This is a genomic window from Paramesorhizobium deserti, assembly GCF_001558695.1.
GTDB classification, from domain to species: Bacteria; Pseudomonadota; Alphaproteobacteria; order Rhizobiales; family Rhizobiaceae; genus Paramesorhizobium; species Paramesorhizobium deserti.
Genome location: NZ_LNTU01000012.1, coordinates 211,766 through 233,561 on the forward strand (window position 1 = coordinate 211,766; position 21,796 = coordinate 233,561).

The following is a 21,796-nucleotide window of genomic DNA, read 5'->3' on the forward strand; positions in this document are numbered from 1 at the left end:
TTAGAGCGGAAAATATGACACAGAAGGCAGTAAAACCATAAAAGTAGCAGCCGTAATTGTCGCAGCCGGCCGCGGGGAACGGGCGGGACAGAGCACCGAGGGGCCGAAGCAATATCGGCGGATCGGCGGCGAAGCCGTGCTCTCGCGCACGCTGCGGGCGTTTCTCGATTGTCCGCATATCGACCGGATCGTCTCGGTGATCCATCCGGAAGACCGGCATCTCTATGAACAGGCGACTGGCGCGCTGGGCGCGAAGACGATCACCGTCATCGGCGGTCCTACCAGGCAGGAATCGACCAGGCTCGGCCTGCTGGCGTTGATCGAGCACGAACCCGATTACGTCATGATCCATGACGGCGTGCGTCCGTTCATCGCGCAGGAGCTTCTGCAGCGCATCGTCCACACGCTGCATCCGGCCATCGGCGTGCTTCCGGCGCTCGCCGTTTCCGATACGCTGAAGCAGGCAGGACCGGATGCGCATGTGACCGCCACCGTGCCGCGCGCGGGTCTTTATGCGGCGCAGACGCCGCAGGCCTTTCCGTTCGCCCCGATTCTCCATGCGCATGAGGCCGCCTTCCGCGCCGGCCGCTCGGATTTCACCGATGACGCGGCGATCGCCGAATGGCACGGTCTCGCCGTGCGCGTCGTGGAAGGGTCCGCTGACAACACCAAACTCACCTGGGCGAAGGATATCGAAATGGCCGACAAGCGTTTTGCTCAGGGTTCAGGCGGCTTTCCCGACATCAGGACCGGCAACGGCTATGACGTCCACGCCTTCGAACCGGGCGATCATGTGACGCTGTGCGGCGTGGAAATACCGTATACGCTGAAACTCTCCGGCCATTCGGACGCCGATGTGGGATTGCACGCGTTGACCGACGCGCTGCTCGCGACGCGGGGCGCCGGGGATATTGGCACGCATTTCCCTCCCTCAGACCCGCAATGGAAAGGGGCGCCCTCCCGCATTTTCGTCGAGCATGCGGTTAAACTCGTCCGGGAGGCGGGTGGCCGCATTGCCAATGCGGACATCACGCTGATCTGCGAAGCGCCGAAGATCGGTCCGCATCGCGAGGCGATGACCGCCGCCCTGTCGGATATGCTGGGCATCGCTCTGGATCGCGTCTCGATCAAGGCGACGACGAACGAGAAGCTGGGCTTCGTCGGGCGTGGTGAAGGCATTGCCGCAATCGCCACAGCCACCGTCATCTATCCCGGCGAGGTGCCGGAATGAGCATGATAGCGGAGGAGAAGGCGACCGCCGTGCTCGACGCCTGCCGCCGGGCGGGCATCATGCTCACCACTGCCGAATCCTGCACCGGCGGCCTGATCGCGGCGGCGCTGACTGACATAGCGGGATCGTCCGACGTGGTCGATCGCGGCTTCGTCACCTATTCCAACGAGGCGAAGCAGGAGATGATCGGCGTCCCTGCCCTGCTCATCGCCAGGGTTGGCGCGGTGTCGAAAGAAGTGGCGCTCGCCATGGCCGAGGGGGCACTTGCGCATTCGCGCGCGGGGGTTTCGGTCGCGGTCACCGGCATCGCCGGGCCGGGCGGCGGCTCTGAGGAAAAGCCGGTAGGCCTCGTCCACATCGCGGCGATGCGGAAGGATGGCGCGACACTTCACCGCGAATGCCGGTTTGGGGATATCGGGCGCGACGGCATCCGCCATGCGACAGTGTTGGCGGCGCTGGAGCTTGTGCTGAAATCCCTCCCAGCGTCATCCTCGGGCTTGACCCGAGGATCCACGGCTGAGGAGCGCTGACCTTTTCACCGCATCAACGCATTCCAGCAAGCAAAACCATCAATATCCAGTGTGAAGATTCACGAACCTGTTGTTGATGATAAGAGCGTTTGTGCCCCCTTGCCATGGATCCTCGGGTCAAGCCCCAGGATGACTGTCGGGTGAATAAATCTCATCCGCCCGCCGCTCAAACGCTTCCGAGAACTTGCGAAACGCGATGTCGAACATCGTGCCCATCAGCAGGCTGAGCGTGCGGCTCTTGAACTCATAATCGATGAAGAACTCGATCTCGCAGGACGAGCCGTCACCGACAGGCCGGAAACCCCAGCGATTGTCGAGATAGCGGAACGGGCCGTTGATATATTTGACGTCGATGATGCTCTCTTCCGGGTTGAGAAAGACCTGGCTGGTGAAAGTTTCCCGGATGAGCTTGTAACCGACGGTCATGTCGGCGACGAGCAGGGTCCTATCGCCACGTTCCTTGCGCGAGCGCACGGTGAGGGCCTCGCACATGGGCAGGAATTCCGGATATTTCTCGACATCGGCAACGAGCGCGAACATTTCCTCTGCCCGGTGTCGGACCTGCCGTGTCGTGGTGAACTGAGGCATGCGGTATCAGCGTCCCGAGATCTGCGCTTCGCGTGCCGCCCTGAGCCTTGCGAAATCCTCGCCCGCGTGATGCGAGGAACGGGTCAGCGGGCTCGACGCCACCAGGAGGAAACCCTTGGTCCGCCCGATTGTTTCATAGGACTTGAATTCATCCGGCGGGACGAAGCGGATGACGGGGTGATGCTTGCGCGAGGGCTGGAGATATTGGCCGATGGTCATGAAATCCACTTCGGCCGAGCGCAGGTCATCCATAAGCTGCAGCACTTCGTTGCGCTCTTCGCCAAGGCCCAGCATGATGCCTGATTTGGTGAAGATCGTCGGATCGAGTTCCTTGACCCGCTGCAACAGCCGGATGGAATGGAAATAGCGCGCGCCCGGGCGAACCTTCAGATAGTTCGACGGCACGGTTTCCAGATTGTGGTTGAACACGTCAGGCTTCGCCTTGACCACGATTTCGAGCGCGCCGTCCTTGCGCAGGAAATCGGGCGTCAGGATTTCGATCGTCGTCGCCGGCGATGTCGCGCGGATCGCATGGATGACGTCGGCGAAATGCTGCGCGCCGCCATCGTCGAGATCATCGCGGTCGACGGAGGTGATGACCACATGGGTGAGGCCCATCTGCTTCACCGCCTTCGCGACATTCTCCGGCTCGTTCGGGTCGAGCGCCGTCGGAATGCCGGTTGCGACATTGCAGAAGGCGCAGGCGCGGGTGCAGATCTCGCCCATGATCATGAAGGTGGCGTGCTTCTTGTCCCAGCACTCGCCGATATTGGGGCAGCCGGCCTCCTCGCAGACGGTGACGAGCTTGTTCGAGCGCACGATCTCGCGCGTCTCGCTATAGCCCTTGGAGGTCGGCGCCTTCACCCGGATCCAGTCCGGCTTCTTCAGGATTTCGGAATCCGGCCGGTGCGCCTTTTCGGGGTGGCGAAGGCGCTTTTCAGCGGGAAGGATCGTCCTGTCGAGAATGGTGACCATCAAAAACCTGCTTTCCGCCGGAGCTAAGCATGATCCCAAAAAATTGAAGGCTTTTTGGATAAGATCATGCGATTGAAACCATTAGCTCCGGACGAGTTTGGCGATGAATAGCAAAATGCAGGAGCCCACGAAACCCTGCACCAGATAGCCGAGCCATCCGGCCGCGACATGGATATTGGCGGCATCGAAGATGGCATTGGCGAGCATGGCGCCAATGATGCCGATCACGATGTTCATGAAGACGCCGAAGCGGAGGTCCATCAGGATACCGGCGAGCCAGCCTGCCAGGCCACCAACGATGATCGTTGCAATCCAACCCATTTGAATACCTCGCCCGAATGAATGTTACGAAAGATATGGGCGGTTATGCGCCCGTTGGCAATGCTTCATGGAAGGCAGCGTCCCCGCCTTTCCGCCCCCTTGCCATGGATCCTCGGGTCAAGCCCGAGGATGACGGCTGGTGGGAGTAAACACCTTAAGCGTTCAACACCCGCCCATACGCATCCAGCACGCTCTCCTTCATCATCTCCGAAAGCGTTGGGTGCGGGAAGATCGTGTGGATCAGCTCTTCTTCCGTCGTTTCCAGATTCATGGCGATGACGAAGCCCTGGATCAATTCGGTGACTTCCGCGCCCACCATATGGGCGCCGATGAGCTCGCCGGTCTTCTTGTCGAAGATGGTCTTGACCAGACCTTGATCCTCGCCCAGCGCGACGGCCTTGCCATTGGCCGAGAACGGGAAACGGCCGACGCGGATGTCACGCCCCTGCTCCTTGGCCTTGGCTTCGGTCAGACCGACCGAGGCGACCTGCGGGTTGCAATAGGTGCAGCCTGGGATCTTCAGCTTGTCCATCGGGTGAACATTCGGCAGGCCGGCGATCTTTTCCACGCAGATGACCGCCTCATGCTCCGCCTTGTGTGCGAGCAGCGGCGGGCCGGCCACGTCGCCGATGGCGTAGATGCCCGGCACGTTGGTTTTGCCGTAGCCGTCGATGACGATGAAGCCGCGATCGGTCTTCACCCCCACCGCCTCCAGCCCGATGCCCTCGACATTGGCCTGCACGCCGACGGCCGAGATCATCCGGTCGGCGGTGATTTTCTCGCTCGTGCCGTCCTTCTTCTCGATGGTGGCGGTGATGGAATTGGCGCCCTTCTCCACCTTGGCGACCTTGGCCTCCAGATGGATATTCATGCCCTGCTTCTCGAACTGCTTCTTGGCGAGAGCAGAAATCTCGGCATCCTCAACAGGCATCACCTGGCTCATGATCTCGACAACGGTGACCTCGACGCCCATGGCGCGGTAGAAGCTGGCGAATTCGATGCCGATCGCGCCCGATCCCATGACGAGAAGCGATTTCGGCATTTCTTCCGGTTTCATCGCCTCGAAATAAGTCCAGATCAGCTTGCCATCCGGCTCGATGCCCGGCAGCGCGCGCGGGCGGGCACCGGTGGCGATGATGATGTGCTTGGCGGTGTAGGTGCCCTCGCCCAGCGTGTTCTTCGGCACCGGTCCCATCGGCTCGACCGGCTTCTTGGAGGGTTTTCCGACAACGATCTCGCCGGGTTTCGTGATCTTCGCCTCGCCCCAGATGATATCGACCTTGTTCTTCTTGAACAGGAAGCCGACGCCATTGTTCATGCGGTGCGCGATGCCGCGGGAACGGGCGACGATTGCCTTGATATCGGGCGTGATCGAGCCTTCCAGCGTAAGGCCGTAATCCTTGCCGTGCTGGGCCGTGTGCAGCACATCGGCCGAGCGCAACAGCGCCTTGGTCGGGATGCAGCCCCAGTTGGAGCAGATGCCGGCCAAGTGCTCGCGCTCAACGACCGCCACCTTTAGTCCAAGTTGAGCGGCGCGGATGGCGGCGATATAGCCTCCGGGACCGGAGCCGATAACGATGACGTCGTAGGATTGAGCCATTGCTTTCCTGCCTTCTTAGCCGACCTCACGGGTGAACAGCACCCATTCGTGTCTTGTTCCGTTCTCATGAAGCGGTACGGCTTCGCGCCGCGCCACTTCCCTAAATCCTGCGCCCTTATACAGCGCCTGGGCCCGCTCGTTATAGCTCTCCGTGATCAGGCTGACGGGCCTGTCGCCGCCACGGGCTATTTCATTCTCCAGAAGCCGGCGGCCTATGCCGAGGCCGCGGAAGCGGCGATAGACGCCGAGGCTGTCGATGAACCAATTCCCGATCACCTGCTTCTGCAGCACTAGGAGCGGTTCGTAAACCGGATGCGCCGGCTCTTCTTCGAGGGTGGACGGCACGATCGGCCAGCCCATGGAGAGCCCGGCGATTTCGCCGTCCTTCTCCGCGATGATCGATTCCTTCCATCCGCCCAGATGACTTTCGTCGAGCATCTGGAGGAGCCCGTATTCGAACGCCGTGTCCGTCTCGTCGCGGAGCACGCCGATATACCAGTTCCAGGAAGACAGGCCGTGCGAAGCGATCTCGAGCAGGATCGCCAGTTCGGCCGCGTCTTTCCGCTCCGCCGGCCGCAGCCGGATGCCTTCCACCATCGCTACAGCCCCAGCATCACCCGGACGATGGGTTCGAGCCCCCGTCCGATGGCACGGGTGTTTTCAGCCGTCAGATGCACCCCGTCGATCGGGCTCGTCCTGGCCACCGACCCGGCATTGTAGAAACCGCAGCCGAGATCGTCCGCCAGGTCGCGATAGAGCGGAGCGAGCATCGAGGATTGCTCGATGCCCCCTTGAAAGGTCGCCGAAAAGACCGGATCGGCCGTCTCGCAAAGCGGCGGCGGCGAGACGATCAGGACTTCCGGGGCCTCGTAATCAAAAGAGTAATCGTGCCGGTGAATAAGCCCGGCGAGCCGCTGCATCCCGCCGCGCGCCGCATTTGCCGTGCCGGCGATGGCGGGCTTCATGTCGTTGGAGCCGAGCATGATGATCACCAGATCAAGCGGCATGTGGGTGTGCAGCGCAGTCGGCAGGGTCTTCACGCCATTGCGGTCGCAATCGGCGAGATGATCGTCATAGGCGGTCGTGCGGCCGTTCAAGCCATCGGCGATAACTGTCACCTCAGGACCCAAGGCCGCCGCGAGAACGCTTGGCCAGCGGTCCTCGAAGGCGTGGCGCGCGGGCCCTTCCGGGTTATAGCCCCAGGTAAGCGAATCGCCGTAGCAGAGAACGGTTTTCATGCAACCGTCCTCCGGCTTAGACCAGCATCGCCATCGGGTTTTCGATGTAGCGCTTGAAGGCGGAGGCCAGTTCCGCGCCGAGCGCGCCGTCGATGACGCGGTGGTCGAAGGCGAAGGTCGCCGTCATCACCGTGCCAACCTTGAGTTCGCCATTCTTCACCACCGGCTTCTCGATGCCTGCTCCGATGGAAACGATGGAGGCGTGCGGCGGATTGATGATCGAAGTGAAGTTCGAGACGCCGAACATGCCGAGATTCGAGACAGCCGTGGTGCCGCCCTGATATTCGGCGGGCTTTAACTTCTTGTCACGGGCGCGCTTGGCAAGGTCCTTCATCTCGGTGGAGATGACCGAGAGCGTCTTCGTTTCCGCATGCCGAATGATCGGGGTGATCAGGCCGTCGGGGATCGCCACGGCGACGCCGATATCCGAATGCTTGTGGAGCACGCGGGCGGTCGAGGTCCAGGAGGCGTTCGCCATCGGCACATCGCGGAGCGCCAGCGCCATCGCCTTGATGACGAAGTCGTTGACCGACAGCTTGAAGGCCGGAACCTCGCCCTTCTCCGTTTTCGTCACCGGTGCGGAGGCATTGATCTCGGCGCGCAGCTTCAGAAGTGCGTCGATCTCGCAATCCATGGAGACGAAATAGGACGGGACGGTCTGGTGCGATTCGGTCAGGCGGGCGGCGATCGTCTTGCGCATGCCGTCATGCGGCAGGAGTTCGTAGGAGCCTTCCTCGAACAGCTTGAGGACGGTATCGTCCGACGGCCCCTTGGCCATGGCCGGTGCCGGAGCACCAGCAGGTGCAGCCTGCGGAGCGGCCTTGCCGGTGCCGGAAGCGATAGCTTTCTCGATATCGGCCTTCACGACACGGCCATGCGGGCCGGAGCCGGTGACGGCGGAAATGTCGAGGCCGGCTTCCTTCGCCAGACGACGGGCAAGCGGTGATGAAAAGACGCGCGCGCCATTTGCCTGCGCAGCGGGCGCGGGAGCGGCCTCGGGTTGCTCCTGCTTCGCAGGTTCGGCAGCTTTTGCCTCGGCTGCCGGTGCCGGCTCCTCCTCTGCCTTCGGCGCTTCGGCTCCAGCCGGAGCCGCGCCATCGCCCTTGGCGGCGGCCGCAACGTCCTCGCCCTCTTCGGCCAGGACAGCGATCAGCGCATTGACCTTCACCCCTTCCGTACCGGCGGGGACGACGATCTTGGCGACTGTGCCCTCGTCCACGGCTTCGACTTCCATCGTCGCCTTATCGGTTTCGATCTCGGCGATCACATCGCCGGGGGCGACTTTATCGCCCTCCTTGACCAGCCATTTGGCAAGATTGCCCTCCTCCATCGTCGGGGAAAGGGCCGGCATGGTGATATTGATCGGCATGTCCTGATCCTCCCCTTAGGCGGTGTAGGTTACGGCTTTCACCGCCTCGACGACTTCCGCCACGCTCGGCAGCGCCAGCTTTTCGAGATTGGCGGCATAGGGCATCGGCACGTCCTTGCCCGCCACCGTGATCACCGGAGCATCGAGATAATCGAACGCCTGCTGCATGACGCGCGTCGCGATCTCGGTTCCGACGGAAGACTGCGGGTAGCCTTCCTCGACCGTCACGCAACGTCCTGTCTTTTTAACAGATTCGATGATCGTCGGCAGATCCATCGGGCGGATCGTCCGGAGATCGATGATCTCGGCGTCGATGCCGAGGCCGGCGAGTTCCTCGGCCGCCTTGACCGCATAGGTCATGCCGATGCCGAAGGAAACGAGCGTGACGTCCTTGCCTGTCTTGTGAATACGCGCCTTGCCGATCGGCAGGACGAAATCATCGAGATTCGGCACATCGAAGGAATGACCGTAAAGGATCTCGTTTTCGAGGAAAATGACCGGGTTTGGATCGCGGATCGCGGCCTTGAGCAGCCCCTTGGCGTCCGCGGCGGTGTAAGGCATCACCACCTTGAGGCCTGGAATGTGGCTGTACCACGCGGCATAGCACTGTGAGTGCTGGGCCGCGACGCGCGCCGCAGCGCCGCTCGGGCCACGGAACACGATCGGCGCGCCCATCTGGCCGCCCGACATATAAAGCGTCTTCGCGGCCGAGTTGATGATCTGGTCGATCGCCTGCATGGCGAAATTGAAGGTCATGAATTCGACGATGGGGCGCAGGCCCGCCATTGCCGCGCCGACGCCGACGCCGGCAAAACCGTGCTCGGTGATCGGCGTGTCGACCACGCGGCGCGGGCCGAATTCGTCCAGCAGCCCCTGCGTGATCTTGTAGGCGCCCTGATATTCGGCGACTTCCTCACCCATGACGAAGACATCGGGATCGCGGCGCATTTCCTCGGCCATAGCGTCGCGCAGTGCTTCGCGGACCGTGGTCTTGACCATCTCCGTACCTGCGGGGATGTCCGGATCGGAAGCGACATCCACCTTCGGCTGAGCCGGGATTTTGCTATCGGTGGCAGCTGATAGCTCTTCGCTCGACTGACGGGCCTTGCCGCCTGCAGCATCGGATGTGGCGGCAGGCGTGTCTGCATCCGCCTTCGGTCCGGAAGAGGAGGCGATGGAATCAGCACTCTCGCCATCGGCAACGAGCACGGCAATCGGCGTGTTCACCTTCACATTGTCGGTGCCTTCGGCCACCAGGATCTTGCCGAGGGTGCCCTCGTCGACGGCTTCCACTTCCATGGTCGCCTTGTCGGTCTCGATCTCGGCAATCACATCACCGGAAGTGACCGCGTCCCCTTCCTTCTTCAGCCATTTCGACAGTTTGCCCTCTTCCATCGTCGGCGAGAGCGCAGGCATGAGAATCTCTACAGGCATGTCCACACCCTCCCTTAGAGCAAGATATCGGTATAAAGTTCGGACGGATCCGGCTCCGGATCCGATTGAGCAAAATCCGCCGAATCGGCGACGATATCGCGAACCTCCTTATCGATGGCCTTCAATTCATCCTCGCTCGACCAGCCCTTTTCGATCAACCGGTTCTTCACCTGCTCGATCGGGTCGTGCTCGGAACGCATCTTCTGCACTTCGTCCTTCGTGCGGTATTTCGCCGGATCGGACATGGAGTGACCGCGATAGCGATAGGTCAGCATTTCCAGGATGATCGGGCCCTTGCCGGAGCGCGCCCATTCGGCCGCCTCGTCACCCGCGGCCTTCACCGCGCGCACATCCATGCCGTCGACCTGAATGCCGGGGATGTTGAAGGAAAGGCCGCGACGCGAGAAATCCGTCTCGGCGGAAGCGCGCGAAACCGAGGTGCCCATCGCATAACGATTGTTCTCGATGATATAGACGACCGGCAGCTTCCACAGCGAAGCCATATTGAAGCTCTCGTAGACCTGACCCTGATTGGCCGCACCGTCGCCGAAATAGGTGAGCGAGATATTATCGTTGCCGCGGTATTTATTGGCGAAAGCAAGGCCGGTGCCGAGCGGAACCTGCGCGCCGACGATGCCATGACCGCCATAGAAGTGCTTCTCTTTGGAGAACATGTGCATCGAGCCGCCCTTTCCCTTGGAAAGGCCGCCGCGCCGTCCGGTCAGCTCCGCCATGACGCCGCGCGCGCTCATGCCGGTGGCCAGCATATGGCCATGGTCACGATAGCCTGTGATGACCTCATCACCCGGCTTCAGCGCAAGCTGCATGCCGACGACGACGGCTTCCTGGCCGATGTAAAGATGGCAGAAACCGCCGATCAGGCCCATGCCGTAGAGCTGTCCCGCCTTTTCCTCGAAACGCCGGATCAGCAGCATTTCGCGATAGGCTTCGAGTTCCTGGTCCTTGGTGAAGTCGGCCGGCTTGGGTGCCTTGGGTGCGCCTGATGAAGCCGCCTGCGTTTTGGACGCAGGGGCTTTTTTTGCCCTCGGTGCCATATCTCACTCCCTGTTATGGTTGGGTGCAAGGATAGACGCGCGTCGCGCAAGATACAATATGCACGAGGAGCATAGCTGCTATGAGAATAAGTTCTTAAAAACGCTCGATAAAAACGATATTAACCGGAATCCGATTAATCTTCGTCGGCTAACGCGATAACATAATCGTCACTTCATCCGGACGGGAGAGATTCAACGCCTGGCGCGCCTGCTCGTCAAGCATATCCTTTTCGATTGAACCGTCCCGCACCAGTGCAACCTCGCGTTCCAATGCGATGCGTTGCCTGGTGAGCGCGGCAAGCTGATCGTCCATCTCCTTCACCTGTTCCTCAAGCCTCATGCGGGAATAGAGCCCATATTCACCATGATAGGCATGAAAGCCGAAATAGGAGAGGAATGCGGCGGCGAGAGCCGGCACGATCAATCGCCCGCGAATGGATTTGCGTTTCTGTTTTGTCCACATGATTCCAGAACCTTGGAAACCAACAGAAACATTGTTTTGCTTAACAGAGGCTTACATTCGCAATGCCTGATGGAAGTTTGACGAGGCATTGGAGAAAAAAGAAGCCGCGCGCCCAATCCGGACGCGCGGCGAAGCAGAAGAAAGCAGATATCAGACGCGCTTGAAGGCCGAATGGCCGGCATAGCGTGCCTGCGGGCCCAGTTCCTCCTCGATGCGGATGAGCTGGTTGTACTTGGCAAGCCTGTCCGAGCGGGCGAGCGAGCCCGTCTTGATCTGCCCGCAATTGGTGGCGACGGAGAGATCGGCGATTGTTGCGTCCTCGGTTTCGCCCGAGCGATGCGACATGACGGCGGTATAGCCGGCCCTGTGCGCCGTCTCGACAGCGTCGAGGGTTTCGGTCAGCGAGCCGATCTGGTTGACCTTGACGAGGATCGAATTTGCCACGCCCATCTTGATGCCGTCGCGCAGGCGTGCCGAATTGGTGACGAAGAGATCGTCGCCGACGAGCTGGCATTTGTCGCCAATCAGATCGGTCAGATATTTCCAGCCTTCCCAATCATCCTCGGCCATGCCGTCCTCGATCGTCACGATCGGGTAATCGGCGGCAAGCTTCGCCAGATATTTCGCCTGTGCCTTGGCGTCGCGCGTCTTCCTTTCGCCCTCATAGACATAGTTGCCATCCTTGAAGAATTCGGTCGCGGCGCAATCGAGCCCGATGGCGATCTCCTCGCCCGGCTTGAAACCCGCCTTCTCGATCGACTCGACGATGAAGTCCAGCGCCGCTTGCGCGCTCTTCAGGTTCGGGGCGAAACCGCCCTCGTCGCCGACATTGGTGTTGTGCCCGGCGTCTTTCAGGCGCTTCTTCAGCGTGTGGAACACTTCCGAACCGTAGCGGACGGCTTCCCGTATCGAGGAGGCGCCGACCGGAAGGACCATGAACTCCTGGAAATCGATCGGGTTGTCGGCATGGGCGCCGCCATTGATGATATTCATCATAGGCACGGGAAGGAGATGCGCGTTCGGACCGCCGAGATAGCGGTAGAGCGGCAGGCCCGAGGCCTCAGCCGCAGCCTTGGCGACAGCGAGCGAGACGCCGAGGATGGCATTGGCGCCGAGACGGCCCTTGTTCGGCGTGCCGTCGAGGTCGATCATTGTCTGGTCGATATGGATCTGGTTCTCGGCGTCCATGCCGCCAAGCGCGTCGAAGATCTCGCCATTGACCGCATCGACGGCCTTTTCCACACCCTTGCCGAGATAACGGGTACCGCCGTCGCGCAATTCCACCGCTTCATGTGCGCCAGTGGACGCACCCGACGGCACCGCCGCCCGGCCGAAAGAACCGTCTTCCAGCCGCACATCGACTTCCACGGTCGGATTGCCGCGGCTGTCGAGAATTTCACGACCGACGATGTCGATAATAGCAGTCATGGGGGATTTCCTTCCATTTCCCGGAGCACAAGCACGATCCCGAAAAGTTGCAGACTTCCAGGTAAGATCATGCGACGAAGAAAAAGCGCGAGATAGCTTTCGCGCCTTCCATAGCGAAAGGAAGGGGCGAGGAAAATCCCCATCCCCGTGAAATCGCTGTCACAAAGAAAAACGGCTCCGTATCCGGAGCCGCTTTCGCCTCTTTCGGCAGATGCCGATCACCAGTATTTCGGAACCTTGTAATAGTCGAAGGACAGGTTCCGGGCTTTCTGGCCATCGTCTTCGGACAGTTCACTGATGGAGTTTACCGGGGCGGCTTCGAGCTGCTCGCGCGTATAGGGAACGACGTAACCGCCCTGTTCGGGAACATAGTCGAGAACGGACCAGGGAATGGCGTGGAATTTCTCGCCAACGCTGAACACGCCGCCAAAGCCGATCACGGCGAACATGATGTGATCGGAGAGTTTATCGAGCATCAGATCCTCGATTTCACCGATCTTCTCGCCTTCCCTGTTATAGACATTGGTTCCGATAACGCGGCTGGCCCGAATGGCTGTGGTGTGACCGGAAGCTGTTGGCATGACGCGACCTCCTCATTGGTTTAATTTTCAACTCAATGGGCGAATGCGGCAGAGGTTCCCTAGCTGGAACAAACCTGATGACAATATGCGATCAGGCTTTGGCCTTGGTGATGCGGTCGAAGGCCATGAGCGTCTCGAGAAGGCGCGGCATTTGATCGAGCGGAACCATATTCGGCCCGTCGGAAGGCGCGTTGTCCGGATCCTCATGGGTTTCGATGAACACGCCAGCGACGCCGACGGCAACCGCGGCGCGCGCCAGGGTTTCGACAAACTCGCGCTGTCCGCCGGATGAGGCGCCCTGCCCGCCCGGCTGCTGCACCGAATGGGTCGCATCGAAGACAACAGGTGCGCCGAAGCCGGCCATGATCGGCAGAGCGCGCATGTCGGAGACGAGCGTGTTATAGCCGAAGGAGACGCCGCGCTCGGTCGCCAGCACGTTCGGATTGCCGCTCTCCGTCACCTTGGCGATGACGTTCTTCATGTCCCAGGGCGCGAGGAACTGGCCCTTCTTGATGTTGATGACCCGCCCGGTCTTCGCCGCCGCGATCAAAAGATCGGTCTGGCGACAGAGGAAAGCCGGGATCTGCAGGATGTCGACCACCTCGCCGACGATGGCGCATTGCTCTTCGGTATGGATATCGGTCAGCATTGGCAGGCCGAACTCATTTTTCAGATCAGCGAAAACCTCGAGCGAGGCTTCCAGCCCCATGCCGCGCTTGCCGGTCAATGAGGTGCGGTTGGCCTTGTCGAAGCTGGACTTGTAGACGAGGCCGATGCCGAGCTTTTCCGTCAGCTCCTTCAGCGCTCCCGCCATGTCGAAGGCATGCTGCCGGCTTTCCATCTGGCATGGGCCCGCGATGAGAGACAGGGGACCGGAATTCGAAAACGAGACCGAGCCTGCGGAAACTGTGGAGTTGAGTGTCATGTTGTTCAAGCCTCGAATGCGAATGTTGCGCCCTGCCCTTCGGCGGGATGGACGATGATGCGCGCGCTGCGTTTTTCAAATGCGACGCCATTGGCGGAAAGCAGCCCTTCGACCTTTTCCAGATCGTGCACGGCAAAGACAACGCCCTGCAGGCGCAATCCGCGTCCTTGCGGAGCTTCTGCACCCAAAAATGCTTTGAGGCCCGCAGGAGTCAGAACCGCTATATTGGCGTTGGCGGCGCGAATATCCATACCGAAGGAATGCGCGTTCACGTCCCGCTCGTTGACGATTTCCTGCATGAGATACTGAAAATCGGTCGGATTCGTCTCGCTCAGCACCACTTCGCGAATGGCGATCGCGCCGTTTTCATGACGCTGCAATGCGCTGCGGTCGACGGCAGGCACACGGACGCGCTGAACGGCGAAAAAAAAGACATCCGGCGCGCGTAGGTCCGCGGCAAAGGCGAGCCTGAACGCGGCCTTATCCCGCGTACCATCCGGGGTGACGAAGGCACGCGAGAAATTCAGGATTTTGCCGGCGGATATGCCTGCCTTGACGAAGGCCGAGTGATCAGCCTTCGCATCCTCCGTGCCCATAACCAATGCGGAAAAGCCCTCTTCACCGTTACGGAAACGGTATGCCTGGTCACGGGTGACGAAGACATTGCCCCTGATCGCGGCGTGCTCGCAGGTCTCGCGCTGTCCGATAGCCAATGCTTCGAGAAACGTCCCATCGGCCAGATAGGTGCAGACATTGACCGTCCCGAACGGGTGTTTGCCCTCCGGCGCGACGGTGAAGCCCAGCTTCCGCAGCCGCTCCCGCGCCGCGTCGAGGCTCGCTGTCGGCAGCACCAGATGGTCGACCGGACGCGCCTGACGCGGGGAGACGGAGGCCGGCATCGCGTCAGACGAGCCGGCTCTGTTCGACGGCCGCCTCGATGAAGGAGGCAAACAGCGGATGAGGCTCAAAGGGCCGCGATTTCAGCTCGGGATGATACTGAACGCCGATGAACCAGGGATGATCGGGATATTCGATGGTTTCGGGGAGAACGCCATCCGGCGACATGCCCGAAAATACCAGCCCGCATTCCTCCAGACGCTCTTTGTAGTCGATATTGACTTCATAGCGATGGCGGTGACGCTCGAAAATGTCGGTTGAGCCGTAGATCTCGGCAATCCGCGTGCCGCTCTTGAGCATCGCTTCATAAGCGCCGAGCCGCATCGTGCCGCCGAGATCGCCCGATTTACTGCGCTTTTCCAGCATGTTGCCCTTCAGCCATTCCGTCATCAGGCCGACGACAGGCTCGTTCGTGGGACCGAACTCCGTCGAGGATGCGTTCTCGATGCCTGCCAGGTTGCGGGCAGCCTCGATGCAGGCCATCTGCATGCCGAAGCAGATACCGAAATAAGGCACCTTGCGCTCACGGGCGAATTTCGCCGCCAGGATCTTGCCTTCCGAGCCGCGCTCGCCGAAGCCGCCCGGCACCAGAATGCCGTGCACTTTTTCGAGATGCGGCGCGGGATCCTCCTGCTCGAAGACCTCCGATTCGATCCAGTCGAGATTGACTTTCACCCGATTGGCGATGCCGCCATGGTGCAGCGCCTCGATCAACGACTTATAGGCATCCTTGAGGCCGGTATATTTGCCGACGATGGCGATGGTCACCTCGCCTTCCGGGCTGTGGATGCGGTTAGAGACCTCCTGCCAGCGCTCCATGCGCGGCTTTGGCGCCGGATCGATACCGAAGGCGGCTAGCACTTCCGAATCGAGCCCCTCCCTGTGATAGGCGATCGGCACGTCGTAAATCGTGGCGACATCGAGCGCCTGGATAACCGCTGACGGACGTACATTGCAGAAGAGCGACAGCTTGCGGCGTTCCGATTCCGGGATTTCCCGGTCGGCGCGCACCAGAAGGATATCCGGCGCGATGCCGATGGAGCGCAATTCCTTGACCGAATGCTGCGTCGGCTTGGTCTTGAGTTCCCCCGCGGCCGGGATGTAGGGCATCAGCGTCAGGTGGATATAGACGGCGCTGCCGCGCGGCAGCTCGTTGCCAAGCTGGCGGATCGCCTCGAGGAACGGCATCGCCTCGATATCGCCGACGGTGCCGCCGATCTCGCAGAGCACGAAATCATAGTCCTCATTGCCTTCGACAATGAAGCTTTTGATCTCATCGGTGACGTGCGGGATTACCTGCACGGTCGCGCCGAGATAATCGCCGCGGCGTTCCTTCTCGATGATGTTGCGGTAGATGCGGCCCGTGGTGATGTTGTCCTGCTTGTTGGCAGGACGGCCGGTGAACCGTTCGTAATGTCCGAGATCGAGGTCGGTCTCCGCCCCGTCATCCGTGACGAACACCTCACCATGCTGGTAAGGCGACATCGTGCCGGGATCGACATTGAGATAAGGGTCAAGCTTCCTGATGCGCACGCGGTAACCACGTGCCTGCAGGAGAGCCGCAAGTGCTGCGGCAGCGATGCCTTTTCCGAGAGAGGAAACCACGCCGCCTGTGATGAATACATATCGCGCCATGGGCTTACGTCGTTAGACCCTCCTGATTGATTCCGCCACAAAAAAATCGGGGCCGGGGGAATTTTCCCCCAACCGATCCTGCGGATTGGGTTTGAATTGTTTGTTCAATGCGCCAAGGCGCAGCAAAAAAGCCGGGCTGAACCCGGCTTTTTCACCGATTTGATATGCTGCGGATCAGCGAACGACGACTTCCGTGCCGACGCTGACGCGGTTGTAGAGATCCATCACGTGCTCGTTGACCATGCGGAAGCAGCCGTTCGATGCGGAGCTGCCGATGGTCCAGGGCTGCGTGGTACCGTGGATACGGATATAGGTATCCTTGTTGCCCTGGGAGAGATAGAGCGCGCGGGCGCCGAGCGGATTGCCGGGGCCGCCGTCCATGCCGTCTTTGTAGCGGCCATACTTGACCGGCTCACGCTGGATCATCTCCTTGGTCGGAATCCAGCGCGGCCATTCACGCTTGGTTCCGATCGTCGCGGTGCCCTTCCATTCCAGCCCTTCCTTGCCGACGGCGATGCCATAGCGGCGCGCGGTGGTCGGCGTCTCGACCAAATAGAGGAAGCGCTGCTTCGGATCGATCACGATCGTGCCGGGCTTATAGCCCGAGAATGCGACGTCCTGCGGCATATATTTGGGGTCGATATTGTATTTGTTGTGCCTTTGAGCCGTCTGCTTTTTCGTGACCGTCTTCTTGCTCGCCTGCTGCTTGGTCGGCGATTTCTTGCTCTCGGTCACGAGCGAGACCTGCTGGACCCGGGCATCGGCGTCGGAAATCGAGGCGGCGCCCTGGGCGGCGGATTGCGCCGATACTGGAACGGTCAGATACAGCCCCGCAACGCTGGCGAGAAGAATACGGCGTGAAAACATGGGTTTGTCCCCGAAAAGTAGATCCTCGTATGCCGGTGCGGATCGCCAAATCCAAGCTCCGGCCCTTTCATTTCAGATACGCGAAACCTGATTTCCGCTCAACGCACAATATTGCGAGTGAAAGGAAATCGATTCGATGTATTGCTCTGTTGCAACACTTTCTGCAGCGCCGAAAAAAGCAATATCAAGCCACGACAACAAAGCTCTCCAATGGAATGGAGAGCTTTGGATGCTTGCAATCGATAAGCCGAAACTTGCCGTTTTACTGCGAATTCGGAACCGGGCTGGCAGGTGCAGCGGGCGCGGTCTGCTCCGGCTGTTGCGGGGTGGTTTCCGCAGGCGCCGTCTCTGCCGGCGGTTTCTGCGATGACGAACCGCCGAGCTGGTTGAGCACGCCACCCGAGCCGGGGGTCTGTGTCTGCGTGCCGGTCGCGGCCGGGATGCGGTTCAGGATATCGGTCGGCCGTTCGCCGTAGCGCGCCAGGATGGTGAGCGCGATCGAAGTGGCGAAAAAGGCCGCCGCCAGGATTGCCGTCGTCCGGGTCAGAGCGTTTGCCGCACCACGCGCCGTCATGAAACCGGAACCGCCGCCGATACCGAGGCCACCACCTTCGGAGCGCTGAATAAGCACCACGCCAACCAGGGCGAGGACGATCAGGAGATGAACGACGATGAGAACGGTTTGCATGGATTCTGGTCTGCTTTCTAGCTTTGGACGCGGCTCTTTACACCCTATTGCGCCATAATCCAAGTCGGCGGCGCATGGAAAATCCACTTAGCCGCAGCAATGCAGCGTATTGGCAGCTTTACAGGGTTCTGTAAGCCTCACAGATGGCGAGGAAGTCGGTCGCTTTCAAGCTCGCGCCACCGACAAGCGCTCCATCCACGTTAGAGATGCCGAGAAGCTCGACAGCATTCGCGGACTTCACCGACCCGCCATAGAGCAGGCGCAGCTTTGCCCCTTCCGAACCGAAACGGGCGATCAGCTCGCTGCGCATGAAGGCATGCGCCTTCTCGACGTCTTCGGCCGTTGGTGTCTGGCCCGTGCCGATGGCCCATACGGGTTCATAGGCGATAATCGTCGTATCACTCTTCACATTGTCCGGGAGCGAGCCCAGCAATTGCCTGCCGATCACATCGAGCGTCCGCCCTTCCTGCCGTTCCGTCGCCGTCTCGCCGACGCAGATAATGGCCGCAAGGCCGGCTTTCCAAGCGGCTTCCGTCTTCGCTCTGACGAGTTCGTCGGTTTCATGATGATCGGTTCGGCGTTCCGAATGACCAAGGATCACATAATCCGCACCGGCTTCCTTCAGCATGGCGGCGGAGATATCGCCGGTATGGGCGCCTATTTCCTTCACATGGCAATCCTGCCCACCAAGACGGACCGTTTCGGAGACCAGCGTTTCGGCAGCGCGGGAAAGCAGTGTCGCGGGAACACAGATCACCGCGTCCAGTTTTTGCCCGAGATCGGAACTCAGGCCGGTGGCGATCGCCCGCAATTCGGCAAGGGATTCCCCCATGCCGTTCATTTTCCAGTTGCCTGCGACCAATGGACGGATAGCTGGGGTCATCTTCTGCTCCTCGTCTGTTTGCCGGCCGCGTGGCCGGTCAATTCGCCCCTGACTAGCAAATCCGGATTGTAAAGCAAACGCCGCGACCGCAATGAATCCTTGCATCCCGCCCCTGCTTGAGGCTATCCCCGGTTTCTAAAAGAGAAACCTTGCTCAACGACGGAATTCCTATGCTCGACAGTTTGCGTGATGCCGCCCGTTCATGGGTTGCCAAACTCCTCCTCGGCGTTCTGGTGCTGAGTTTCGCCGTCTGGGGGATCGCGGATGTCTTCAGAGGCGGGCTCAGCAGCAATGCCGTTCTATCCGCCGGGCGTTCCGAGGTCTCGACGACGGAATTCCGTCTCGCCTATGACCGGCAATTGCAGTTCCTCTCGCAGCGGTTCAACCAGCGGCTTACGCGCGAACAGGCGCAAGCGCTCGGGATCACCAATCAGGTTCTCTCCCAGCTGGTAGCCGGGGTCGTCCTCGACGAGGAGGCACGGCATATGAACCTTGGGCTCTCCAAGGATCGGCTCGCGCGTCTGACCGCGGAGGACCCGGCCTTCCACGACGCCAGCGGCCGTTTCAATCCGTCCCGGTTCAGCGACGTCTTGCGCCAGGTCGGCATGCGCCCACAGGATTATCTGCAGAACCGTGCCCAGGTCGCCCGTCGCCAGCAGATCGTCGAAGCCGTGACGGATGGCATCAAGGCGCCCGATACGCTCCTCAAAGCACTGGCGCTCTATCAAGGCGAAAGCCGAACCATCGATTATATCACCCTGCCGCTTTCCAGCGCCGGCGAGATCCCCAACCCGTCCGACAGCGATCTCAAGGCCTATTTCGACGCTCATCTGGCCGAGTACAAGGCGCCGGAATATCGCAAGATCACCTATGTGAAGCTCGAGCCGGAGGATATCGCCGATCTCTCCTCCGTTACCCCGGAAGAGATCAAGGACTATTACGACAAGAACATTTCGCGCTACACCACGCAGGAAACCCGGGCCGTGGAGCAGCTGAGCTTCCCCGACGCGGATGCCGCGAAGGCGGCGCATGAGAAGATCCTTGCCGGAAGCTCCTTTGACGATATCGTCAAGGAACAGGGCAAGACGCTCGATGACGTCAAGCTTGGTACGTTGGAGAAGGGCAGCCTTCTCGACCAGCCGATCGCCGATGCCGCGTTCGCTCTGGCGCAAGGCGGGGTGAGCGACGTGGTGAATGGCGCATTCGGGCCAGTCATCCTGCGTGTCACGGCCATTACGCCGCGGACGGTCAAGCCGCTTTCCGAGGTGGAGGCGGAAATCCGCAAAACCATCGCCGTCACCCAGGCGGCAAGCGCGGTTCTCGGCGTTCACGATAATTACGAGGACGAGCGCTCGTCCGGCGCGACGATGGCGGAAGCTGCGGCCAAGCTGAAGCTCAAAGCCGTTACCGTGGATGCCGTGGACAGCAGCGGCAATGGTCCGGATGGAAAACCCGTTGCCGACATCCCCGATCAGGCGCGGCTCCTGCCGGCCGCCTTCCAGACGGATCCCGGTCTCGACAACGATCCCCTGCCGATCGGCACCAACGGCTATCTCTGGTATCAGGTCGACGGTGTGACCCCTGCCCGCGATCGCACGCTCGACGAGGTCAAGGACAAGGTCGTGGAGCAATGGAAGGCGGAGGAAGCGCAAAAGCGGCTCATGGCCAAGGCCGAAGAACTGAAAAAGCGCCTAGACGATGGTACGACGCTGGATGCGCTTGCCTCCGAGCTCTCTCTCGACAAACAGACCAAGCGCGGCATCACCCGCAGCAGCACCGATACCGAACTGTCGGCCCAGGCCGTTGCGCAGGTTTTCGGCGGTCCGGACGGCATGTCGGGCATTGCGCCCGCGGCTTCCGATAATGCGCAGATCGTTTTCAAAGTGGTCGAATCGGTTGAGCCGGCCGGCGTGGGGCCCGATACGATCCCCGAGGATCAGCGCCAGGGCTTTGCCGCGCGCCTTTCCGACGATCTGCTGGATCAGCTCGTTGCGAAATTGCAGACCGAGTTCCCCGTCACCGTCAATCAGGCCGCCATCGATCAGGCGCTGGCTTATTGAGAAACGTCATGGCTGATTTGAAAACCCATATAGGCAAGGCTGCTTCCGGCGTTCCGCTTTCGCGGACGGAAGCCGAGGAGGCCTTTGGCATCATGATGTCGGGCGAGGCGACGCCGTCGCAGATCGGCGGCTTCCTGATGGCGCTCAGGGTGCGGGGCGAAACGGTGGACGAGATCGCCGGCGCCGTCGCATCGATGCGCGCCAAGATGCTGCCGGTGGAGGCGCCGGCCGATGCCATCGATATCGTCGGCACCGGCGGCGACCAGTCCGGCTCCTACAATGTCTCGACCTGCTCCGCCTTTGTGGTGGCGGGCGCCGGCGTTCCGGTGGCCAAGCACGGCAACCGGGCGCTTTCATCGAAATCAGGCGCGGCCGATACACTTGCCGCTCTCGGCATCAATATCGAGGCTGGCCCCGAGCTGATCTCCGAATGCATCCGGGAGACAGGGCTGGGCTTCATGTTCGCCCCCTCGCATCATTCGGCGATGCGCCATGTCGGCCCCAGCCGCGTCGAGCTCGGCACGCGCACGATTTTCAACCTGCTTGGTCCGCTCTCCAATCCGGCAGGGGTGAAGCGTCAGCTCGTCGGCGTCTTCGCGCGCCAGTGGGTGGAGCCGATCGCGCATGTGCTGAAGGAACTGGGGTCGGAATCGGTCTGGGTCGTGCATGGCGACGGGCTTGACGAGATGACGACGGCGGGCACGACCCATGTCGCAGCACTCGAAAATGGCGAGATACGCACATTCGAGGTGACGCCGGAAAGCGTGGGCTTGAGGCGGGCCGATCCGGGCGAACTGAAGGGTGGCGACGCCATGTATAATGCCGAGGCTCTGCGTGGCGTGCTCGACGGCGTCAAGGGCGCCTTCCGCGATATCACGGTGCTCAATTCAGGCGCGGCGCTGGTCATCGCCGGCAAGGCAGCAAATCTTGACGAAGGGATTGCACTTGCCGCCCATTCGATCGACAGCGGTGCCGCAGATGCGGTATTGAAGAAGCTTATCGTTGTTTCCAATCGCGAAAGCGTCTAA

The 21,796-nt window shown here is 60.9% G+C and carries 22 protein-coding genes; 4 read left to right on the top strand and 18 right to left on the bottom strand.

Annotated elements, in window-relative coordinates:
- Window positions 1-37 precede the first annotated feature (37 nt).
- Together ATN84_RS10085 and ATN84_RS10090 are read left to right on the top strand one after the other, a co-directional pair.
- Window positions 38-1,231, top strand: coding sequence for a bifunctional 2-C-methyl-D-erythritol 4-phosphate cytidylyltransferase/2-C-methyl-D-erythritol 2,4-cyclodiphosphate synthase (locus tag ATN84_RS10085; protein ID WP_068881520.1), 1,194 nt, complete (start codon window positions 38-40; stop codon window positions 1,229-1,231).
- The gene (locus tag ATN84_RS10090) at window positions 1,228-1,761 is read left to right on the top strand and encodes a CinA family protein (protein ID WP_068881521.1); all 534 of its coding nucleotides are present in this window, start codon (window positions 1,228-1,230) and stop codon (window positions 1,759-1,761) included. The genes ATN84_RS10085 and ATN84_RS10090 overlap by 4 nt, the downstream gene beginning before the upstream one ends.
- Before the next feature lie 117 nt (window positions 1,762-1,878).
- Here the strand turns inward: ATN84_RS10090 and ATN84_RS10095 are convergent, their stop codons facing one another.
- From ATN84_RS10095 to tpiA, 18 genes are all read right to left on the bottom strand, one after another.
- The gene (locus ATN84_RS10095; RefSeq protein WP_068881522.1) at window positions 1,879-2,349 is read right to left on the bottom strand and encodes a type II toxin-antitoxin system RatA family toxin; all 471 of its coding nucleotides are present in this window, start codon (window positions 2,347-2,349) and stop codon (window positions 1,879-1,881) included.
- A gap of 6 nt (window positions 2,350-2,355) precedes the next feature.
- Entirely contained in the window at window positions 2,356-3,324 is a 969-nt protein-coding gene (gene lipA / locus ATN84_RS10100; protein WP_068881523.1) for a lipoyl synthase, read from the bottom strand.
- An 81-nt stretch (window positions 3,325-3,405) separates the two neighbouring features.
- Window positions 3,406-3,645, bottom strand: a complete 240-nt coding sequence (locus tag ATN84_RS10105; RefSeq protein ID WP_068881524.1) for a GlsB/YeaQ/YmgE family stress response membrane protein — start codon at window positions 3,643-3,645, stop codon at window positions 3,406-3,408.
- Between the two features lie 154 nt (window positions 3,646-3,799).
- Window positions 3,800-5,245 carry a dihydrolipoyl dehydrogenase gene (gene lpdA / locus ATN84_RS10110; protein WP_068881525.1) on the bottom strand — a complete coding sequence of 482 codons (1,446 nt, stop codon included), beginning with the start codon at window positions 5,243-5,245 and terminating at the stop codon, window positions 3,800-3,802.
- A gap of 15 nt (window positions 5,246-5,260) precedes the next feature.
- On the bottom strand, window positions 5,261-5,842 hold the full coding sequence (locus ATN84_RS10115) for a GNAT family N-acetyltransferase (RefSeq protein ID WP_068881526.1): 582 nt from the start codon (window positions 5,840-5,842) through the stop codon (window positions 5,261-5,263).
- 2 nt (window positions 5,843-5,844) lie between these two features.
- The gene (locus ATN84_RS10120) at window positions 5,845-6,483 is read right to left on the bottom strand and encodes an SGNH/GDSL hydrolase family protein (protein WP_068881527.1); all 639 of its coding nucleotides are present in this window, start codon (window positions 6,481-6,483) and stop codon (window positions 5,845-5,847) included.
- Between the two features lie 16 nt (window positions 6,484-6,499).
- On the bottom strand, window positions 6,500-7,852 hold the full coding sequence (locus tag ATN84_RS10125; RefSeq protein WP_068881528.1) for a pyruvate dehydrogenase complex dihydrolipoamide acetyltransferase: 1,353 nt from the start codon (window positions 7,850-7,852) through the stop codon (window positions 6,500-6,502).
- Between the two features lie 15 nt (window positions 7,853-7,867).
- Entirely contained in the window at window positions 7,868-9,286 is a 1,419-nt protein-coding gene (locus ATN84_RS10130; RefSeq protein ID WP_068881529.1) for a pyruvate dehydrogenase complex E1 component subunit beta, read from the bottom strand.
- 14 nt (window positions 9,287-9,300) lie between these two features.
- Entirely contained in the window at window positions 9,301-10,341 is a 1,041-nt protein-coding gene (gene pdhA / locus ATN84_RS10135) for a pyruvate dehydrogenase (acetyl-transferring) E1 component subunit alpha (protein WP_068881530.1), read from the bottom strand.
- A gap of 148 nt (window positions 10,342-10,489) precedes the next feature.
- Window positions 10,490-10,804 (bottom strand): FtsB family cell division protein, encoded by a 315-nt coding sequence (locus ATN84_RS10140; RefSeq protein ID WP_068881531.1) that lies wholly within the window; start codon window positions 10,802-10,804, stop codon window positions 10,490-10,492.
- Window positions 10,805-10,954: 150 nt separating this feature from the next.
- Window positions 10,955-12,232, bottom strand: coding sequence for a phosphopyruvate hydratase (eno, locus tag ATN84_RS10145; RefSeq protein ID WP_068881532.1), 1,278 nt, complete (start codon window positions 12,230-12,232; stop codon window positions 10,955-10,957).
- Window positions 12,233-12,450: 218 nt separating this feature from the next.
- Entirely contained in the window at window positions 12,451-12,813 is a 363-nt protein-coding gene (locus ATN84_RS10150; protein WP_068881533.1) for a PRC-barrel domain-containing protein, read from the bottom strand.
- Window positions 12,814-12,904: 91 nt separating this feature from the next.
- Window positions 12,905-13,738 (bottom strand): 3-deoxy-8-phosphooctulonate synthase, encoded by an 834-nt coding sequence (kdsA, locus tag ATN84_RS10155; RefSeq protein ID WP_068881534.1) that lies wholly within the window; start codon window positions 13,736-13,738, stop codon window positions 12,905-12,907.
- Between the two features lie 5 nt (window positions 13,739-13,743).
- Window positions 13,744-14,637, bottom strand: a complete 894-nt coding sequence (locus ATN84_RS10160) for a VOC family protein (RefSeq protein ID WP_068881535.1) — start codon at window positions 14,635-14,637, stop codon at window positions 13,744-13,746.
- 4 nt (window positions 14,638-14,641) lie between these two features.
- Window positions 14,642-16,270, bottom strand: a complete 1,629-nt coding sequence (locus tag ATN84_RS10165; protein WP_068881536.1) for a CTP synthase — start codon at window positions 16,268-16,270, stop codon at window positions 14,642-14,644.
- 174 nt (window positions 16,271-16,444) lie between these two features.
- On the bottom strand, window positions 16,445-17,137 hold the full coding sequence (locus ATN84_RS10170; protein WP_068881537.1) for a L,D-transpeptidase: 693 nt from the start codon (window positions 17,135-17,137) through the stop codon (window positions 16,445-16,447).
- Between the two features lie 262 nt (window positions 17,138-17,399).
- Window positions 17,400-17,825: a preprotein translocase subunit SecG gene (secG, locus tag ATN84_RS10175; RefSeq protein WP_068881538.1), complete on the bottom strand. Its 426-nt coding sequence runs from the start codon at window positions 17,823-17,825 to the stop codon at window positions 17,400-17,402.
- 118 nt (window positions 17,826-17,943) lie between these two features.
- Window positions 17,944-18,708, bottom strand: a complete 765-nt coding sequence (gene tpiA / locus ATN84_RS10180) for a triose-phosphate isomerase (protein ID WP_068881539.1) — start codon at window positions 18,706-18,708, stop codon at window positions 17,944-17,946.
- Between the two features lie 170 nt (window positions 18,709-18,878).
- Here tpiA and ATN84_RS10185 point away from each other — a divergent pair, with 170 nt between their 5' ends.
- Window positions 18,879-20,768, top strand: coding sequence for a peptidyl-prolyl cis-trans isomerase (locus ATN84_RS10185; protein ID WP_068881540.1), 1,890 nt, complete (start codon window positions 18,879-18,881; stop codon window positions 20,766-20,768).
- Between the two features lie 8 nt (window positions 20,769-20,776).
- Window positions 20,777-21,796 (top strand): anthranilate phosphoribosyltransferase, encoded by a 1,020-nt coding sequence (gene trpD, locus ATN84_RS10190; RefSeq protein WP_068881541.1) that lies wholly within the window; start codon window positions 20,777-20,779, stop codon window positions 21,794-21,796.

What these genes read in the sequence shown, in the direction of transcription:
- ATN84_RS10125 (WP_068881528.1), bottom strand. Translation starts at nt 7,852, where the DNA reads ATGCCGATCAATATCACCATGCCGGCCCTTTCCCCGACGATGGAGGAG.
- lpdA (WP_068881525.1), bottom strand. Translation starts at nt 5,245, where the DNA reads ATGGCTCAATCCTACGACGTCATCGTTATCGGCTCCGGTCCCGGAGGC.
- trpD (WP_068881541.1), top strand. Translation starts at nt 20,777, where the DNA reads ATGGCTGATTTGAAAACCCATATAGGCAAGGCTGCTTCCGGCGTTCCG.
- ATN84_RS10130 (WP_068881529.1), bottom strand. Translation starts at nt 9,286, where the DNA reads ATGCCTGTAGAGATTCTCATGCCTGCGCTCTCGCCGACGATGGAAGAG.
- ATN84_RS10140 (WP_068881531.1), bottom strand. Translation starts at nt 10,804, where the DNA reads ATGTGGACAAAACAGAAACGCAAATCCATTCGCGGGCGATTGATCGTG.
- tpiA (WP_068881539.1), bottom strand. Translation starts at nt 18,708, where the DNA reads ATGACCCCAGCTATCCGTCCATTGGTCGCAGGCAACTGGAAAATGAAC.
- ATN84_RS10095 (WP_068881522.1), bottom strand. Translation starts at nt 2,349, where the DNA reads ATGCCTCAGTTCACCACGACACGGCAGGTCCGACACCGGGCAGAGGAA.
- kdsA (WP_068881534.1), bottom strand. Translation starts at nt 13,738, where the DNA reads ATGACACTCAACTCCACAGTTTCCGCAGGCTCGGTCTCGTTTTCGAAT.
- ATN84_RS10105 (WP_068881524.1), bottom strand. Translation starts at nt 3,645, where the DNA reads ATGGGTTGGATTGCAACGATCATCGTTGGTGGCCTGGCAGGCTGGCTC.
- ATN84_RS10160 (WP_068881535.1), bottom strand. Translation starts at nt 14,637, where the DNA reads ATGCCGGCCTCCGTCTCCCCGCGTCAGGCGCGTCCGGTCGACCATCTG.
- lipA (WP_068881523.1), bottom strand. Translation starts at nt 3,324, where the DNA reads ATGGTCACCATTCTCGACAGGACGATCCTTCCCGCTGAAAAGCGCCTT.
- ATN84_RS10170 (WP_068881537.1), bottom strand. Translation starts at nt 17,137, where the DNA reads ATGTTTTCACGCCGTATTCTTCTCGCCAGCGTTGCGGGGCTGTATCTG.
- ATN84_RS10120 (WP_068881527.1), bottom strand. Translation starts at nt 6,483, where the DNA reads ATGAAAACCGTTCTCTGCTACGGCGATTCGCTTACCTGGGGCTATAAC.
- pdhA (WP_068881530.1), bottom strand. Translation starts at nt 10,341, where the DNA reads ATGGCACCGAGGGCAAAAAAAGCCCCTGCGTCCAAAACGCAGGCGGCT.
- ATN84_RS10165 (WP_068881536.1), bottom strand. Translation starts at nt 16,270, where the DNA reads ATGGCGCGATATGTATTCATCACAGGCGGCGTGGTTTCCTCTCTCGGA.
- ATN84_RS10090 (WP_068881521.1), top strand. Translation starts at nt 1,228, where the DNA reads ATGAGCATGATAGCGGAGGAGAAGGCGACCGCCGTGCTCGACGCCTGC.
- ATN84_RS10150 (WP_068881533.1), bottom strand. Translation starts at nt 12,813, where the DNA reads ATGCCAACAGCTTCCGGTCACACCACAGCCATTCGGGCCAGCCGCGTT.
- eno (WP_068881532.1), bottom strand. Translation starts at nt 12,232, where the DNA reads ATGACTGCTATTATCGACATCGTCGGTCGTGAAATTCTCGACAGCCGC.
- secG (WP_068881538.1), bottom strand. Translation starts at nt 17,825, where the DNA reads ATGCAAACCGTTCTCATCGTCGTTCATCTCCTGATCGTCCTCGCCCTG.
- ATN84_RS10185 (WP_068881540.1), top strand. Translation starts at nt 18,879, where the DNA reads ATGCTCGACAGTTTGCGTGATGCCGCCCGTTCATGGGTTGCCAAACTC.
- ATN84_RS10115 (WP_068881526.1), bottom strand. Translation starts at nt 5,842, where the DNA reads ATGGTGGAAGGCATCCGGCTGCGGCCGGCGGAGCGGAAAGACGCGGCC.